Genomic DNA, 17754 nt, shown 5'->3' with positions numbered 1-17754 from the left:
TTTACAGCTACAAATTTATAATAATATTGAATGAATATTTCGTTTTACCTTAAATGAATCACTTCAAAAAAAATATCAACTTTTTTATTTATCTGATGCTTCTATCATTGGCTATATCAAATGCTTTTGGCCAATCTTGCGAGGTGGAACTATCAAAAAAAGAACTAAAAAGCTATCAGAAAGCTTGGGAATATCATGAAGCCAAAAATTATAATGAGGCTAGAAAAATCATGTTTCAACTCAGCAAAGAAGTCCCTGATTATGCCAAAGCTCAAATGTCGCTTGGGATTTTCTATATCGAGAATTCAAGTCCCAATATAAATACAGCTAAAAAATATCTAGAAAAATCTGTAAACCTTTGCATGGACAGCGTCATTTACTCACATTTCTATTTAGGTAAGATATATTATGGTGCTAAAGATTTTAAAAAATCTGTTGAGCGATTTCAATTCTTTTTAAAAGATGTGGATTTAATTAAAACCGATGACGATTATTTTGAAGCCAAGAATTATTTAGAATATGCAAAAGCCACTCAAGAACTGTTAGAGCATCCAGTGCCCTTCGAGCCTAAAAAAGTTGAAGGGATTTCTACCAAAGAAGATGAGTACCTTCCTATTATTTCTCCAGATAATGAGTTTGCACTTTTTACCCGCCGTCAGAAACACTATATCAGCCGAGGCTTAACCGAGCAATTGGTGGATAAGGAAGTTTTCACTTTCAGCTTAAGAAACGAAAACGGAAAATTTGAGCAAGGATGGGAAATGGAATATCCTTTCAATAAAGTAGAAAATGAAGGTGCTGCTACCCTTACCATTGATAATAATAGCCTTTATTATACAGTATGTATTCGCGATCCAAAAACCAATTATTTAAATTGCGATTTATACCATAGCTTTTTCGATAAAGGATATTGGAGCAATATTGAAAGCCTAGGCGAACATATTAATAATCCTGATTCATGGGAATCACAACCCAGTGTAACTTCTGATGGAATGACTATATTTTTTGCAAGCAATAGAGAAGGAGGATTGGGAGGTTATGATATCTATCAAATTAGAAAAGATGAAGAAGGAGAATGGAGTCATCCAGAAAATGTAGGTGCACCCGTTAATACTTCTGGGAATGAAAAATCACCATTTATTCACACCGATAGTCAGACACTTTACTATTCCACCGATGGCCAAAAAGGACTTGGAGGCTATGATATTTATTTCAGTAGACAAGATGAAAATGGAGTTTGGCAAGAACCCAAAAACATAGGTTACCCTATCAATTCTTTTGATGATGATTTAGGTTTCTTTGCAAGTACCGATGGCCGTCATGGCTATTATGCCTCTAATAGATTAGATGCTAATTATAAATGGAATTTATATTCATTTCCCCTCTATGAAGAAGCTCGTCCACAAAAAGTGCTTTTAGTTAAAGGTGAAATTGAAGTAGAAAACAATTCCGAACCTATCAGGGCGCGAGTTCAACTTAAGAACATGCAAACTAAAGCCATTACAGAAATACCTGTAAATGCTAACACAGGTAAATATGTGGCTGCCATTCTTTTTAAAGAAGACCAAGTTCTTACGGTAAAACAAGAAGGCTATGTCTATTCTTCAAGATATTTAAGTGTTGAAGATACCACCCTCAATCAGCCTAAAACAGTAGATTTAAAAGTGAAAGAAATAAAAGTTGGCGAAGCTTATAATATTGATGATATTCACTTTGTCACCAATTCCTCTGAACTCAACAAAGATGCCAAACGTATTATTGATGAGTTTTTAGAATTCTTAATTGATAATGATAATATTATAGTAGAGATTCAAGGACATACTGATAATGTGGGACAAGAGGAGACCAATTTAGTATTATCAGACAAAAGAGCTAAAGCAGTTTACCAATACCTAGTGGAACAAGGCATACCTAGTTCAAGATTATCGGCCAATGGATATGGAGAATCGAAGCCTATTGCGAGCAATGAAACTTATAGTGGAAGAGCAAAAAACAGAAGAACTGTATTCGTTATAAAAAAACAATAGCCAAAAAAAATCAAAATCCATCAAAAAGTTTTCCCTACTTTAGCATCAAATTTATTAATTATGACCCCAAGTTACTATTCAAAGTTTAAAGCATTTGTAGAAGAAAAGAAGTTAGAACCCATTGTTGATGTGGCCCTTTTTATCCTTATTACTTTGGTAATTCATTATACATACCGATACTGGGTAACCCAGCAATACTACCCTTTTACTGAAACTTTGGCTGCTATGCACGACCATCTTTCTGAAAGAGTATTTGTGGAGAGTTCTTGGTTTATTCAACATGTTTTGGGGATGGAAATCACAACTGTGGACAGAACCATGTATTGGGCCAACGAAGGATATATTGCCATTAATCATGGATGCTCAGGCTTAAAACAAATGATACAATTCGCCTTACTGATGATGATTTTCCCTGGCCCTTGGAAACATAAACTATGGTATATTCCTCTAGGTATTTTTATCGTTCACCTGACCAATTTATTCCGAATTATTGGACTTGCAGTAGTTCTAGTTGCTGTTCCCGATTATTGGAAATTCAGCCACGATTACTTATTCCGCCCATTCTTCTATGTGATTATCTTTAGCCTTTGGGTTTATTGGGTGGAGAAAATTAGGAATAAATAATATCATTTCAATTCTTCAATTAAAACTTCTAATCATTAGCCTCAAAAAGACTATCCAATTCTAGTAGATTGGTGATGAGTTCTAAACTTGAACTATCAAAAAGCGTGTTCATTATACTTATTTTTCCAAATCTCTAACTTTTAAAGCGTTTTGGAAAGGTTTCAATATACATCATTGAATTAGTCATCAGTAATACAGCCTTTTAGCAGTTGTAAAATACAGGTAAAGGCGATATAAAGAATCGAAAAATTAAACCTACTTTAGCGCTCTTATTAATTGGACAATATAATCTGCATAACATAATGGATTTCAATACGGTAATACAAATCCTACAGCACATTACTTATTGACCTAGTCATTAAAATATATAGAATGATCGATCATATTTCGCATATGGTGCTCGATAGAGTGCAGAATTATAAAGGTAGAGCAGTACTAAAAAGTTTTTCGGAGGAATCTAATCAACTTGAAAGTATTAGTGCAGACGAGTTAATAAAAACGACAAAACAAGTTTCACGAGCTCTGGTATCTTTAGGATATGGACAGAATTCTAAAGTTGGAATATTTGGGAATAATAAACCTGAATGGACATTGGCTGATATTGGTATTCTAAACATTAGGGCTATCGTGGTTCCTTTCTATGCCACCAGCAATAAAGAACAACTGAAATATATAGTTGATGAGACCCAAATGGAATTGATGTTTGTGGATGATGAAGGCCAATTAGAGAAAGCCATTTCACTGCTCGATAAAACAGCTCTAAAAACGATTATTAGCTTTTCAGAAATCAAGAAGAAGCATCAGTCCGTAATGACTTGGACTGACTTTTGCCAACTTGGAACCCAAAATGATGAATCAAAAGTTGATAATTTATTAAAAGCAGCCTCCTCAGAGGATATTGCTTCTATTATTTATACTTCTGGAACTACAGGAGAACCTAAAGGTGTCATGTTAAGCCATTTGAATTTCATGACTAGCTTTAAAATAAATCATGAAAGATTAGATATTTCTGAATCTGACTCCTCTTTAGCTTTCCTCCCACTGAGTCATATTTTTGAACGCGCCTGGACATTCTTTCTTATATACTGCGGTGCATCAAACACCTTCTTATCTAACCCTAGGAAAGTAATAGAAGCATTACCAATAGTTAACCCAACTGTTATGTGTGTGGTTCCCCGATTTTTTGAGAAAACCTATGATGGAATCTATGAAGAATACCTTCGTTGGAGTCCAACCAAACAAAAAATTTTCGATTGGTCTATAGCAATAGGTCATAAAACCATTGGTCCGAAAAAAGCAGCATTCCCTCTTTCATTACAACATAAAATTGCCAAGAAATTAGTACTGAACAAGCTCAATAGTATTTTCGGAAGCCAACTTAGAATGACTCCTTGTGCTGGTGCAGCTATTCGGCCAGAACTGCTTAATTTTTTCCATGCAATTGGTCTTTTTGTGAATTATGGATATGGTGCTACAGAAACTACAGCAACCGTAGCTTGTATGCGTTCTGATAAATATGACCTTAACACTTGCGGTTCTGTAATGCCAGAAACAAAAGTAGAAATTAGCGAAAACGATGAAATCATCATCACGGGAGATACCATTTTCAAAGGATACTACAGAAAACCCGAGGAGACTGCCAAAGTTCTACAAGGCAAAACTTTCAAATCTGGCGACCAAGGTTATATAAATGAAGATAACTATTTTATTATGACCGATCGTATTAAAGACATGATGAAAACTTCTGGAGGAAAATATATTTCTCCCCAGAAATTGGAACTTTTAATTGGCACCAATAAATTCGTTGAACAAATTGTGGTGATAGGTGACAATAGAAAATTTGTTTCTGCCTTAATTATTCCTGCCTACGAAACCTTAAAGTCTAAAGAAAAAGAATTGGATATTGTTGGAAAAAATGGAAAAGAAATTGCTGAAAGTCCAAGAGTATATGAATTCTATAAAGAGCTGATTAATCAGGAACAAAAGGGTTTGGATGGCTATGAGCAAATTAAAAATTTCATCATCATGCCAGAAGCTTTTAGCATTGAAAATAATGCTTTAACTAATACTTTGAAAATAAAAAGGAAACAAGTTACTCAGCAATATCATAAATTGATTGATAGCATGTATCAATAAACTTAGAAAGCTAAAAAGTCTTCTTCTTTGTATATCACATTTATTTATCGTTTTTTCCAATTCCCACTAAAAACTCATGGTTATATAGGAACTACAATTAAGTATATCACTATTTCTTATTCATTAACATCTAGTAACTGAGGCAAACAATCTATATTTGACCATCATTTCTAGATGAATACAAAATTATTATTACAAAACTAAAAACGAATATGAAATTTTCACAACTAGCCTTAGCTATTTTAATCTTTTTATCAGCTTTTCAAGTTCAAGCTCAAAAAGAAACAGCCGATCTACCCAAATTAGTCAGCTATATGGAAGGCGCTTATTCTTCATTAGCACAATCAGAAGCTGACACCAATTTCCTTCATATTACTCTAGATATGAAACAAATTTGGCCTCAAAACAAAGATGGTGCTTGGCTATATGTTGAACAAACGGCTGCTTGGACACCAGGTAAACCTTATCGTCAAAGAGTTTATCATTTGCAAAAAATAGATGATACCACTTTCACATCAAGCATAATGACCATGCCAAATCCAAAAAAATATATTGGAGGTCATTTAAACACAGAGATATTCAATGAGATCACATCGGATAGCCTAACAGCTTTAGAAGGATGCGCATTAACCTTAATATATAAAGATGGAGTTTTTGCTGGAAGTACAGAAGAAGGGGCATGTAAAAATTCATGGGGAGAAGCAAACTATGCTACTAGTATTGTGGAGATCAGTCCAGAATTATTATATAGTTGGGACCAAGGTTGGAACAATAAGAAAGAACAGGTTTGGGGAGCAACTTCAGGTGGCTATAAATTTGTTAAGAAACAAATAGATTAATAGAGTGAGTTAGAATAGATGAGAGTTTTTATTGAGGACTGCTTATATAGCAGTCCTCTTTTTTTTACAAAAATTAATCGTAGAAATACTACCCAACTTTAGCAATATTACGAATCATTCCATTAAATATGAAAAAATGAAAGGGCATTGTCATTCCCCAATAAGCTCTACCTAGAACCCCTTTGGGCCTAAAAGTAGCTACCTGATGTAAAATATCATCCTTATCTATTTTAAACTCCATCCAGGCCTCCCCTGGTAGCTTCATTTCTGCGTATAACAAAAGTCTTCTTTCTTCTCTATTGCTAACTAGAACTCTCCAAAAATCAATAGATTCACCTTGAAAAACCTGAGTGGGATGCTTTCTGCCTCTTCCTAAACCCACACCGCCCAATAACTTATCAAAATGGCCTCGTAGCTCCCAAAGCCAAGTGGCATAATACCAACCTTTCTCTCCTCCTATCGACCAAATATTATTCATGACCTCCTCTATTTGTTCAACTTTAATCGATTTTCTATCAACATAGCAACCATAGGCAGGAACTTCAATAAATTCTGAAAGCTTATGGCTCAATTGTTCATCATGTATAGAATCTTTCCAACTGGAAGTGACCATGTTTTGTTTAATATTTAAAAAAGCATATTCAATGGCTTTTCGATAACTAATGGGCTTAATAGACAATAATTTTTCTAATTCTGTATTCTGACAAACCACTTCATATTTCATGCTTTGGACCAAGTTAGTGGCCAAACGGTAAGATGTTGATGTAATGAAATATAACCAAAACGAAGAAACTTTAGGTGTCATTATCGGTAGCGTAATTATTCTCCGGTCCAAGCCTCTTGCATCTGCATATTGTAGCAACATATCTTTATAGGTAAGTACCTCAGGACCCCCAATATCATAGCTATGATTCATACAAGCCTCATTAAAAAGAACTCTGGAAAGATAAGTAACGATATCACGAATAGCGATAGGTTGTGATTTCGTCAAAACCCATTTAGGAGTAACCATAATAGGTAATTTCTCCACAATATCTCGGATAATTTCAAAAGATGCACTTCCAGAACCTACAATAATACCAGCACGTAGAACTGTTGATTTATAATTCCCTGATAGTAAAATATCTTCTACATTTTTGCGTGAAGCTAAATGCTCTGACGTATCTTCCTGCTTGGTGATTAGTCCACTTAGATAAATCACTTGCTTCACTTGAATCTCATTCATATAATCTTTAAAATTCCGTGCACACGCTGACTCTAATTCAGAGAATTTCTTTGTAGATGATGCCATAGAATGTATTAAATAATAAGCTGCATCTATATTGGATGGTATTGATTTCAAGGATTCATTATTCAGGAAATCAACTTCAACAATTTCAATCTTATTCAAAATATTGACACTTACTTTTAAACGACGCTTATCCCGGACCGCACAAACAACATCAAAACCCATATCGATAAGTACTACCAATAGCCTCTTCCCAACATAACCAGTTACCCCTGTCAGCAGCACTCTCATCCACTTAATTGTTGATTATTAAATCCTTATCGCTTAAAGATACTAAAAAAAGAAATGTTCATCACATAACAATGGTCCTTGTAATAAAGAATATCACAGGAAATTCATAAATTCTTTACATATTTTAAATCATTTCCTATGAAAACACCTAAGCAAATAGTACAACATTGGGTAGATATATTTAACACAGGAGACTATAAAGAAATAACTAACCTCTACACCCCTAATGCCATCAACCATCAAGTTAATCAAGAACCAATTGTTGGACAAAAAGCTATAGAAAACATGTTTAAAGAGGGATTTTCTGCTACCGATATGACTTGTATTGTCGAGAATATATTTGAAGATGGTGAATGGGCTATTTTGGAATGGAAAGATCCTCTTGGTTTAAGAGGTTGTGGATTCTTCCATATTGCAAATGAAAAAATAAAATTCCAAAGGGGATATTGGGACAAATTAAGCCTCTTACGATTGCATGATCTACCTATCCCTCCTTAAAATTCCTATCTTATACCAATTGAAAAAACACTCTATCTATCTCATATACTGAATATTAAAAATTATTAAAAAAAATCTCCTTTCATTTGCTAAAGCCTAGCATAATCTATTATTTTTGTCCAAGGCCTTACAGCATCAATTGTATAAGAAAGGTAAATACTATTACAACCATCTTTAAAATAGAGTTATGAGTCAGAGCAAATTAAAAGTGATTACAGATTTTGAAAAATTGCCTACCGATGTTCAGGAAAAAATAAAACTAACTTATCCAGAAGGTTTTAGCGATTATTTAATCGAATTTAAAAATCGACATAACGAAACGGTAAGCGCTCTGCCATTTGAAGGCGACGATAAATACTATATGGTACGCATGTCAGTTAGAAAAGCCATCCAAATGATTCTCGATGACGATGATTATGATGACGATGGTTACCTGAAAGATGCTAAAAAAGACCAATTCGAAGATAAACATGGCGAAGTAGAAGATTTTGAAATGGATAAAGATCATTTTGCGTAAATCATCCTTTAGGTTAACTTGCTCTCTAATTGCTTATTTTCAAGCGATACATATTATTCCCTCTGTAATTATTTTCTAATCACTGTCCGCAGAATAATTTCTATATTTATATCGAAATATTTTTGAGAAGTACAATTGATGATAAAAACCTTTCATACAGCTTGTCCACGAAACTGCTATAGCACTTGCTCTTTCATTGTAAAGATCGAAGATCAAACCATATTTAGTATAGATCCTCAAATACTCAACTTAGCAACTTCCGAAGGTCCTTGTTTAAAAGGTTTGGCCTATAAAGAAAGAGCCCATTCTAAAGATAGAATCCTCTACCCTCTTCGTAAGAAAGATGGTACATTTACTCGGATTTCGTGGGAAGAAGCTCTTGACAAAATAGTAGAAAAATTAAATCATTATAAAGCTAATTATGGTAGTCATTCCATCTTGTTCTATGCAGCAAGCGGAATGTCTGGTATGCTAAATGCTGTAAGTAGTGATTTTTGGAGATTATTTGGAGGGACAACCACAGTTTATGGAAACTTATGTTGGCCAGCAGGATTAGAAGCTTCTCGATTAACTTTAGGCGAAAATAAACATAATGCGCCTTGGGATATAGAAAATGCTAAACTCATTGTACTTTGGGGCAAAAATCCAGCCGAAAGTAATATACACCAAATGTTACCCATAGAAAAAGCGCAAAGGAAAGGAGCCAAACTAATTGTTATAGACCCTCGCCGAACGCCTTCTTCTGAACGGGCTGATTTATTACTTCAACCCATTCCTGGAACTGATGGGATTCTTGCTTTAGCAGTAGCAAAAATAATCATTGCAAGGGGAAATCATGATATTGATTTTATAGAAAAACAGACCTTAGGCTTCCCTGAGTTTATGAAAAGCCTAGAAGAAATTAATTTGGAACAAGCTAGCCAAGAATGTGGCATCCCCATTTATCTCATCGAAAAGCTGGCCGATCTGATGGGAAACATTCAACCCATGACTTTAGTCCCTGGCTATGGAATGCAGCGTTATACCAATGGCGGACAAAGCACCCGTTGTATTTTGGCTTTATCCATCATCACAGGAAATATTGGTAAAAAAGGTGCTTGTTGGCATTATGCCAATTTACAATCCTATGTGTTTGACAAAGTGAAAGAACCTGTCAACTATTTTCCCTCTGAAGCTGACCAACCCTTTAGGAGAAGCATTCCAACGGCTCTTTTAGGCGAAAAGATGATGGAACAAAAGAATCCAGAATTAAAAATGGCTTGGGTAGAGAGAGGAAATCCAATTACACAAAACCCAGATTCCAATAAAACTATTGCTGCATTTAAAAACCTGGATTTTGTGGTAGTTGTGGAACAATTTTTAACTGATACTGCATTGGAAGCCGACCTCATCCTCCCTGCCAAAAATATGTTTGAACAAAGCGATATTATTGGTTCCTATTGGAATCCATACGTTCAATTAAAACAAAAGGTAATGGAGCCTGCTGGTGAAGTAAAACCAGAAACAGAAATCTATTATCTCTTGGCTCAAAAGTTAGGTTTTTCTGAGGAGGACATCAAAAAACATTTCCCTGAACCTAATGATGAAGCCATTGAAAAATATTTGAACAAAGAATTAGAAGCTTTTGATGAATTGACATTTGAGAAACTTAAAGAAGGTCCAGTATTAGCCCCAGGATTAGAAGAAATTGCTTTCGAGGATATGAAATTCAATACGCCATCAGGAAAAATAGAACTATTTTCACAACAAGCTTTTAATAAATGGGAAGTTCCTCATTTACCTACTTATGAAAGATTAGAGGAAGGCCAGAAAAAAGCAAATCACCAATTTCCTTTAAGCCTGATGAGTCCCAATACTAAAAACAGAATTCATTCACAATTTGGCAATTTGGAAAGTATTAATGTATTAGATCCTGAGCCTATTTTGGTGATGAGCCCAAAAGATGCCCGAGCAAGAGGAATAAAACAAGATGAACAGGTCAAAGTATGGAATCTACGTGGAGAAGTCATTATAAAAATTCGATTCGATCACAGTCTAAGACCTGGGAATGTGGTCATGGTCAATGGATATTGGAATAGCGAAGGCGGAAGTCCTAACCTACTTTCAAAAGGTAGAGAAACAGATATGGGCCACGGTACTGCTTTTCATGATAATATGGTGGAGGTGGAAAAGATATGAACAGCAATTATTTCATATTCGATAAAAACCGATGTGTTGGCTGTCAAGCTTGTGTGATTGGCTGCATGAATGAAAATGGATTTCAATCCAAGCAACAATGGCGAAATATCATCACAGAGAATGAAGCAAAACTACCTAAGATTCCTTTATTTCACATATCCTTGGCATGTAATCATTGCGAAGATGCACATTGCATGAGAAACTGCCCAGCCTTAGCCTATACAAAAAGCCTCTTAACTGGTGGCATAATTCATAAACCAGAACATTGTATTGGTTGCCAATATTGTATTTGGCAATGTCCTTATAATGCGCCTAAATTCAATTCTCAAATTGGAATTGTCGAAAAATGCCATTTTTGTGAAAGCCGATTATTGGATAATCAGGCTCCTGCTTGTGCCACTTCTTGTCCAACCAATGCATTAGACTTTTCCTTTGAAGAAATAGATAAAAAGAAGATTCTACCTAGTATTTCAGTTGCTAAAAACCCATATCCTTCTATTCAAATAAAAGAATTAGAAAACGAGGAGGGCCCGGAAATGGACATGAGCCTCTTTGAAAAAGAAGATTTAGTAGTTGAGGGAAAAATAGTAAAACGAGTCCATGCAAAAGAAGAATGGCCGCTACTGGTTTTTACCTTTATCGTGTCGGTTTTAGTAGCATTCACAGCAGTAGGGGTTGGAATGCAATCCCCTGATTGGTTAAAATGGAGCATGATGATTGTAGCCATTATTGGTGCAACTTTAAGCAGTTTACATCTGGGTAAAAAGCTAAGGATGTGGCGTGCTATATTAAATATCAAGCAATCATGGCTCAGCAGAGAAATCTTCTTCTTTGCCATCTATTTTGTAGCTTTAACTATAAATTTCTTCTTTTTCGATTTAAACTATTTTGTAGTTCTCATTCCAGGAGCCTTGACTTTACTATCCATAGATATGCTTTATCAACCAGTGCAAGAAAAGTGGAAAATCCCATTTCATTCTGGACAAAGCATATTTATCACAACTTCTTTACTGCTTTTGCTCCTACACTTCTATTGGCTTCTATTGGCACTTATCTTAATTAGAATAGGTATCCAATTATACCCTATGCTATCTAATAAGCCTCCTCAAAAACTAAATACGCTAATATTAGTACGCTGGGGGATGATAGATTTAGCAATTATCTTCCTTTTCTTAGGAACTCCATTCTGGACTATATTTATATCCTTTTCTATTGGAGAATTATTAGATAGATTTATGTTTTACAAAGACTTGGATTAAGAAAGGTTATTGAATAATTAACTTCAATATTTCTCTTTCGTTACCCTTTTTCAGTTCAAGAAGATAAAGAGATGGCAATAGATTTATCATCAAGCTATTGCCACTAAAATTTTCTTTTTCAAAAACTACTCTCCCATTAATATCAGTAATAAGAACATGTGTATTTAATACTTGCTTCACAAATTGAAGACGATTCCCTATCACAGGATTCACAATTTCAGTATAATCGTTCTTAAGTTCTTGACTAGATTGTAGAGTTGTACACAAATCTGAGTTTGCATTTACATCCTCTATGATTCCAATTGGGCTCATATCTCTTCCTTCAAATGCTGGATGATCTGTAGGATACTTCTCTGCTCTAAATATTAAGTTATCCTTATTTTCAATTACATCAAATTGGTTGTAAATTTCAGATCCAGAAGGATTAACATAAGTCATCAAATGCTCTCCAGATTTAGTTATCTCTGTCAATTGTCCTTTTGAGGATTCACATATTATAACATTCCCATTTGGTAAACACATCACCCCAGACTGACTTGGTTCCTGAACAGTATCTCCTAAGATAATTCCATTCCAAGACCAATCATAATCCACAGGAAGAAAGACATTTGATTCTTTTACATAAGCACCATCAGTAAATGTAGGAACTAAAAGATGAACATAACTAAATAAACCACTTTGATCACCTCCATTATTAAACACCGAAATTTTTCCTTCATCAAGGTATCCATCTTCAACCCATTTGCTGTCATGCTGTAGAAACAATTTCTGATCAGCTTCTGTTCCTTGTTGATAGCCCGCTGGATTTCCCCATCGCCACATCAAGTCTCCACCTATTCCTGAGTTACCACCAGTATGACCAGCTGCTTCTTCAGTAGTGGTACTATGATCGATGATCAAAATTTCATTTAAATGACGTGGTGATATAATAATCTGATCAAGTTCATCATTATAATCAATAGCATTTACATGAGTAAAGTCTGCTTGATTACTATTAATATAATTCAAGTCAACTAATCCAGGATGTTCAATCACTAATCCATAATTTGGTTTTGTCTCATCAAACTCTTGAACTAGATGGTCTTGGAATCTCCATTCCCAAACCAAATTGGCCTCATGTGAACCAACAGGCTCTAATTCAACAATTCTATCCATCCTAAATGAATCTGAAGTATTTTCAGGATCCCTACCAAGAGCTACAATTTCATCTTTTGTAAAATTCACACCGGCTACGCATAAGATATTACCATTTGGCAATGGCTCTATATCATGATGTTGGTTAATCCCATTAGCAGTGGTTGGATAGGACCAAACTAAATTACTCTCCCAATCTCTAATTTCCAATGAATCCTTTCCTGCTCTTAACAGATTGCCATTTTCTAATAAATAACAAGTTGCTCCTGGGGTTTCTGAAAATATCCATTCATTTATTAATTCACCACAATTATTTATTAAATAGGAAGATGTATTCTTCTTGGGTGTAATTAAAATATAACCTTCAGAAGCATTTTCATCAAAATGCAGAAGGCCTATGGTTTCATCTTGTGCCTTCAGGTTATTCCCTAAAAAGAATGTAATTAGAAATAGAAAGATAAAAGCCAATTTCTGATTAATTTCAGTATAATTATTCATTTGTGTAAGTTTATGATAAATGTTTGCACAAAAATATATTTTAATACGAAACAAAGCCTATATATTGCTCTATATATTGAATTAATTAGAGATTAATCATGCATTTTTTATTAGAACTAAAAAAACACTTAATTTAAGTAAAAAAATTCCTTACCTTTATTCATAAGTATTTCTTTTTAGGGGAAAAATGAAAAATCAAAATCATATTGAATTAGAGCTACGAAAATTTGTCGCTCCTGAATATATATTTGGCATAGATGCTAGAAAACTTGCAGCTAACTACTGCCTGAAGCATGGTGCCAAAAAAGTCCTTCTAGTCACCGATGCAGGTTTATTATCTACTCCATGGTTTGAAGAAACAACTACTTCTTTGAAGAATCAACATATTCATTTCATTGTTTTTTCCAGAGTATCTCCAAATCCAAGAGATTATGAAGTAGCAGAAGGAAAGGATCTTTATCTAGAAAACAATTGTAATCTTATATTAGCTCTGGGCGGTGGCAGTGTAATGGATTGTGCCAAAGCTATTGGCATTGTGACCACCAATAATAAGAATATTAATGCTTTTGAAGGTGTGGACAGAATATACAACTCAATTCCTCCATTAATCTGCATCCCAACTACAGGAGGAAGCTCTGCCGACGTTTCTCAATTTACAATTATCAATAATACTACAGAAAAGTATAAAATGGCTATCATCAGCAAAGCAATTGTACCGGATGTGGCATTAATTGACCCTATAGTTCTAACGAGTATGGATCATTTCCTCACTGCATGTACCGGCATAGATGCCCTCACTCATGCCATTGAAGCTTACGTGAGCAATGCCAGTTCAGCTTTTACTGACCTTTATGCCAGAGAAGGCATCAGCCTGATTGCTGCTAATATTGAATTAAGTATTAATGAACCCCATAATATTCAAGCTCGAGGAAAAATCATGTTAGCCAGTATGTATGCTGGTCTAGCATTTTCAAATGCAAGTTTGGGAAGTTTGCATTCTTTAGCCCATAGCTTAGGTGGATATTTAGATTTACCCCATGGTGAATGCAATGCCATTTTATTACCTCATATAATCGATTATAATTTCTCGTACTCAGAGCATAAATATAAAGATATTGCATCTTTAATGGGAATTAATAATCATGGATTAAATACCAAAGAATGCAAAACTCAACTTATCAAAGAGATTTTTAGTTTAAACCATAAACTTGGTATTGATTCAAAGCTCAAGGATAAAGGAGTGAGTGTAGACATCATTCCGGTCCTTTCCTCAAAAGCAATATTGGATCCATGCAATGCAACTAACCCAAGGTCTCCAGTTCAAGATGATTTCAATCAAATATTAAAAGAAGCCATGTAATATGCCAAACTCTTGGGAAGAAAATAGGAAAAAGATTATTGGATTAGGGGAAGACTCTTTTAAGAAAAGTTATTATCCTGAATTACAGCAAAAGTTAGAGGAACTGGAATCTGCAAAGAAAAACCTCGAAACTATTTTTCAAAACACAATTGATGGTATAATCATTCACAAACTCAATGGGAAAATACTTTCGATAAATAAACCCGCCCAGAAGCTTTTAAATATTGATGATGGCGACATTAAATCGGTGAATTTACTACATATCCCTTCGGATAACTTAACCGAACCCTTAAATAAAACATGGGGAAAAGCATTAAACGGACAGCCTCAAATAATTGAATGGAGAGGAAGTCAAGTCAAAACTAATAAAAAAATATCTCTCCAAATTTCAATAAACAAAACCATTTGGGATAATCAAGATGCTCTTGTAGCAGTATTAAGAGATTTTAAGGATAGGGTTATTTATGAGGAAGAATTGATCAAAGCCAAAGAAAAAGCTGAAGAAAACGACAGACTTAAATCTGCATTCCTTGCAAATATTAGCCATGAGATTCGAACACCTATGAATGGGATTGTAGGTTTTGCAGAATTACTCAAGGATAAAAATCTTGATGACAAAGAAAAAAACACCTTTCTTTCTGTGATATTAAGAAGCAGTAAAAGAATGCTAAGTACGCTTAATAATATCATTACTGTCTCACAAATAGAATCTAATCAACTCAAATTATACCCTAGTAAATTCAATATAAATGAGGTATTCAACCAACTTTATCTTTCTTTTAATGATAAAATAGCACAAAAAAATTTAAAATTCAAGTATACTCCTCCCCAAAACCAACTCTTTGTCACTTCAGATAGAGAGAAACTAATCACTATTTTAAGTAACTTGTTAATGAATTCCATAAAATATACTGACCAAGGGTGGATAGAAATGGGATGCTCCCAAAAGAATAATCAAATTCATTTCTATATAAATGACAGCGGAATTGGAATACCATTAAAAAGACAAAAAGCCATTTTCGAAAGGTTTATTCAAGCAGATATTGAAGATAGCGAAGCTAGAGAAGGTACCGGTTTAGGACTTTGTATAGCACAAGCCTATGCAAATCTAATGGGGAGCGAAATTAAAATAAAATCAGAACCTCAAAAAGGGGCTAGTTTCTATTTTGAATTATTAATGGGTTGAAACTATTGTTACTAATCAGTCCAATGTAAATTTACTGTAGTTGCCCATTATAAATGATTTTTTGTTTTGCCCATTCATCTTACGCTTCGGTTAATGACGATGCTATGATTATCACTACGCTCATCCGTGCGAATAGCATCGTTCCTACCCATGAGGAGAAAAAAAATCAGATTTCAGTTTCAAAAATCAAATGATAATAGAATATCAAATTTTTAACCTAATCATTTTACTGAATCTTTTCCCTGACTATTGATAGGTTCGGGTGAAATCAGGGGGAATTAAACTATAATAATCCTTACTGATTAGTAACAAATATAATAACAATTACTACCATGTTAAACTAAGTAAATCTGTCAATAAATCACATTCCAAATGATTAGAATATCACATTGATTTAACTGATTTCATGCCAAGGTTGAGGCTTTCAAATTAACAAAACTAAATACAATGTAAAAGATAATTTTAAATAGAACCATCCTTCTCTAAAATATTTATTTCTTATCCATATAGTTTTCTTTTAATCCAGTAAATACATTTGAAACGGCAGGACAAATCAAGGTATTCTTAACACTAAGATTGAGCAATTGATAAAACTTTTGTCGGTCCGTATGAGGGTATTCAGCACAAGCTTTGGGGCGAACACTATAAATATCGCAATAATTATCAGGTCCTAAAAAAGGACAAGGCTGTGTTTTAAACACATAATCCCCTTCATGATCGAGATACAAATATTCCTCAACTAAGTTACTGGGCTTTTTCCTCAGGTGCTTTGCAATACGCTGTATATCTTTATCAGTAACCATAGGGCTAATAGACTTACAACAATTAGCACAATCCAAACAATCTATTTCTTCAAAAGCATCAAAATGCAAATCAGAAGTGATACTATCTAAATCCTTTGGTTTTCTCTTGATTAAATTTTGAGCTAGCTTTTTATTGGATTTTAAATGCTCTGCCGCAAATTGTTTATGCCTAACCAAATCCATTAATTCATCCCTCTCTGCTTTTTAATTTCAGAATAGGCTGAATTTAACATTTGGAATTTATCTTCAGCTGCTTTTTGCACATCCGCTCCTAAATGACTGACTTTATCAGGGTGATACTTTACCGCCATTTTTTTATAGGCTTTCTTTACTTCCTCATCGCTTGCTGTTGACTCTACTTCTAGCACCTTATAGGCACTTCCAGTGTCTTTAACAAACATAGCCTTAACAGATGCGTAATCGGCATTAGAGATACGCATAAAGCTTGCAATAGAAGAAATAGTGTCCACTTCAGACTTATCTACCTGTCCATCAGATAAAGCAATACCAAATAAATAATGCAGAAGTTGCAGACGGCTAGAATAATCCATATAACGACCAATCTGAACACTGACCTCTTGAAGATTGATATCCTTCTTTAATAGCTCACGAAGAACCAACATTTGCTGACTGGATTGCTCTTCACCAAAATTGGTAGTAAAGAACCTACGAACATAATCCAACTCCGATTTTTTAACAGTTCCATCTGCTTTCATAACGGCGGCAGATAATACCAAAAGACTCATACTAAAATCACCACTACGAGTAGGTCCACCTTCTTGATAGGGATGGTTTTGACCACTAGAACTACTTCCCGCGTCAAACATGTTTCCGAACATAAAGCCAATGAGACCACCTATGGGACCACCTACTGCCCAACCAAGGCCACCTCCAACCCACTTACCATAACTAGAACCACCACTTTTAGTACGTGGAGATTTATCCTTATCTTGAAATGAATTTTGCTTTTTCGACTGATTACCATTACTAAAGCTTCCAGAGAAATAGAAGAAAGCAATGGCAACAATAATTAAAATAAGTATTACTGACATAGAATTAAAATTTTCACAAAATTAATATAAAGATAGAATTGTAGATTTAAAAATGCTTAAAATTTGAGTACAAAAAAAAGGCTTGCCAAATGGCAAGCCTTTTTGAGTAATATATCTATTCAGA

Annotated in this window: 14 protein-coding genes; 10 read left to right on the top strand and 4 right to left on the bottom strand. The window is 34.4% G+C overall.

The window, feature by feature from the left end; genetic code table 11:
- The first annotated feature begins 143 nt into the window (after window positions 1-143).
- The 4 genes from HNS38_RS21020 to HNS38_RS02930 all read left to right on the top strand — a co-directional run bounded on the left by HNS38_RS21020 (window position 144) and on the right by HNS38_RS02930 (window position 5626).
- On the top strand, window positions 144-2027 hold the full coding sequence (locus tag HNS38_RS21020; protein WP_172345952.1) for an OmpA family protein: 1884 nt from the start codon (window positions 144-146) through the stop codon (window positions 2025-2027).
- 60 nt (window positions 2028-2087) lie between these two features.
- A complete protein-coding gene (locus HNS38_RS02940) occupies window positions 2088-2651 on the top strand; it encodes an archaeosortase/exosortase family protein (protein WP_172278221.1) in 564 nt (187 codons plus the stop codon).
- A 372-nt stretch (window positions 2652-3023) separates the two neighbouring features.
- Entirely contained in the window at window positions 3024-4787 is a 1764-nt protein-coding gene (locus tag HNS38_RS02935; protein WP_172278219.1) for a long-chain fatty acid--CoA ligase, read from the top strand.
- 212 nt (window positions 4788-4999) lie between these two features.
- Window positions 5000-5626, top strand: coding sequence for a chromophore lyase CpcT/CpeT (locus HNS38_RS02930; RefSeq protein WP_172278217.1), 627 nt, complete (start codon window positions 5000-5002; stop codon window positions 5624-5626).
- Window positions 5627-5714: 88 nt separating this feature from the next.
- On the opposite strand, the gene HNS38_RS02925 is transcribed toward HNS38_RS02930, so the two are convergent.
- The gene (locus HNS38_RS02925; protein WP_172278215.1) at window positions 5715-7145 is read right to left on the bottom strand and encodes an SDR family oxidoreductase; all 1431 of its coding nucleotides are present in this window, start codon (window positions 7143-7145) and stop codon (window positions 5715-5717) included.
- Between the two features lie 138 nt (window positions 7146-7283).
- Between HNS38_RS02925 and HNS38_RS02920 the strand changes: the two genes are divergently transcribed.
- The 4 genes from HNS38_RS02920 (at window position 7284) to HNS38_RS02905 (ending at window position 11597) form a co-directional block, all read left to right on the top strand.
- Window positions 7284-7643 (top strand): nuclear transport factor 2 family protein, encoded by a 360-nt coding sequence (locus tag HNS38_RS02920; RefSeq protein ID WP_172278213.1) that lies wholly within the window; start codon window positions 7284-7286, stop codon window positions 7641-7643.
- A 187-nt stretch (window positions 7644-7830) separates the two neighbouring features.
- Window positions 7831-8160 carry a hypothetical protein gene (locus HNS38_RS02915; RefSeq protein ID WP_172278211.1) on the top strand — a complete coding sequence of 110 codons (330 nt, stop codon included), beginning with the start codon at window positions 7831-7833 and terminating at the stop codon, window positions 8158-8160.
- A 138-nt stretch (window positions 8161-8298) separates the two neighbouring features.
- Complete coding sequence (locus tag HNS38_RS02910; RefSeq protein WP_172278209.1) at window positions 8299-10338, top strand: molybdopterin-dependent oxidoreductase; 2040 nt, start codon at window positions 8299-8301, stop codon at window positions 10336-10338.
- On the top strand, window positions 10335-11597 hold the full coding sequence (locus HNS38_RS02905) for a DmsC/YnfH family molybdoenzyme membrane anchor subunit (protein ID WP_172278207.1): 1263 nt from the start codon (window positions 10335-10337) through the stop codon (window positions 11595-11597). The genes HNS38_RS02910 and HNS38_RS02905 overlap by 4 nt, the downstream gene beginning before the upstream one ends.
- Window positions 11598-11603: 6 nt before the next feature.
- Here HNS38_RS02905 and HNS38_RS02900 read toward each other — a convergent pair whose 3' ends face one another.
- Window positions 11604-13229 (bottom strand): aryl-sulfate sulfotransferase, encoded by a 1626-nt coding sequence (locus HNS38_RS02900; RefSeq protein ID WP_172278205.1) that lies wholly within the window; start codon window positions 13227-13229, stop codon window positions 11604-11606.
- A 187-nt stretch (window positions 13230-13416) separates the two neighbouring features.
- Between HNS38_RS02900 and ercA the strand changes: the two genes are divergently transcribed.
- Window positions 13417-14589 (top strand): alcohol dehydrogenase-like regulatory protein ErcA, encoded by a 1173-nt coding sequence (ercA, locus tag HNS38_RS02895; RefSeq protein ID WP_172278203.1) that lies wholly within the window; start codon window positions 13417-13419, stop codon window positions 14587-14589.
- A 1-nt stretch (window position 14590) separates the two neighbouring features.
- Window positions 14591-15775, top strand: a complete 1185-nt coding sequence (locus HNS38_RS02890; protein ID WP_172278201.1) for a PAS domain-containing sensor histidine kinase — start codon at window positions 14591-14593, stop codon at window positions 15773-15775.
- A gap of 491 nt (window positions 15776-16266) precedes the next feature.
- Here the strand turns inward: HNS38_RS02890 and HNS38_RS02885 are convergent, their stop codons facing one another.
- Together HNS38_RS02885 and HNS38_RS02880 are read right to left on the bottom strand one after the other, a co-directional pair.
- Window positions 16267-16755: a YkgJ family cysteine cluster protein gene (locus tag HNS38_RS02885; RefSeq protein ID WP_253916401.1), complete on the bottom strand. Its 489-nt coding sequence runs from the start codon at window positions 16753-16755 to the stop codon at window positions 16267-16269.
- Between the two features lie 5 nt (window positions 16756-16760).
- Entirely contained in the window at window positions 16761-17630 is an 870-nt protein-coding gene (locus HNS38_RS02880; protein ID WP_172282826.1) for a TerB family tellurite resistance protein, read from the bottom strand.
- Window positions 17631-17754: the final 124 nt, after the last annotated feature.

This window comes from Lentimicrobium sp. L6, from assembly GCF_013166655.1.
In the GTDB taxonomy this organism is placed as follows: domain Bacteria; phylum Bacteroidota; class Bacteroidia; order Bacteroidales; family UBA12170; genus UBA12170.
This window is presented reverse-complemented; position numbering and strand designations above follow the sequence as displayed.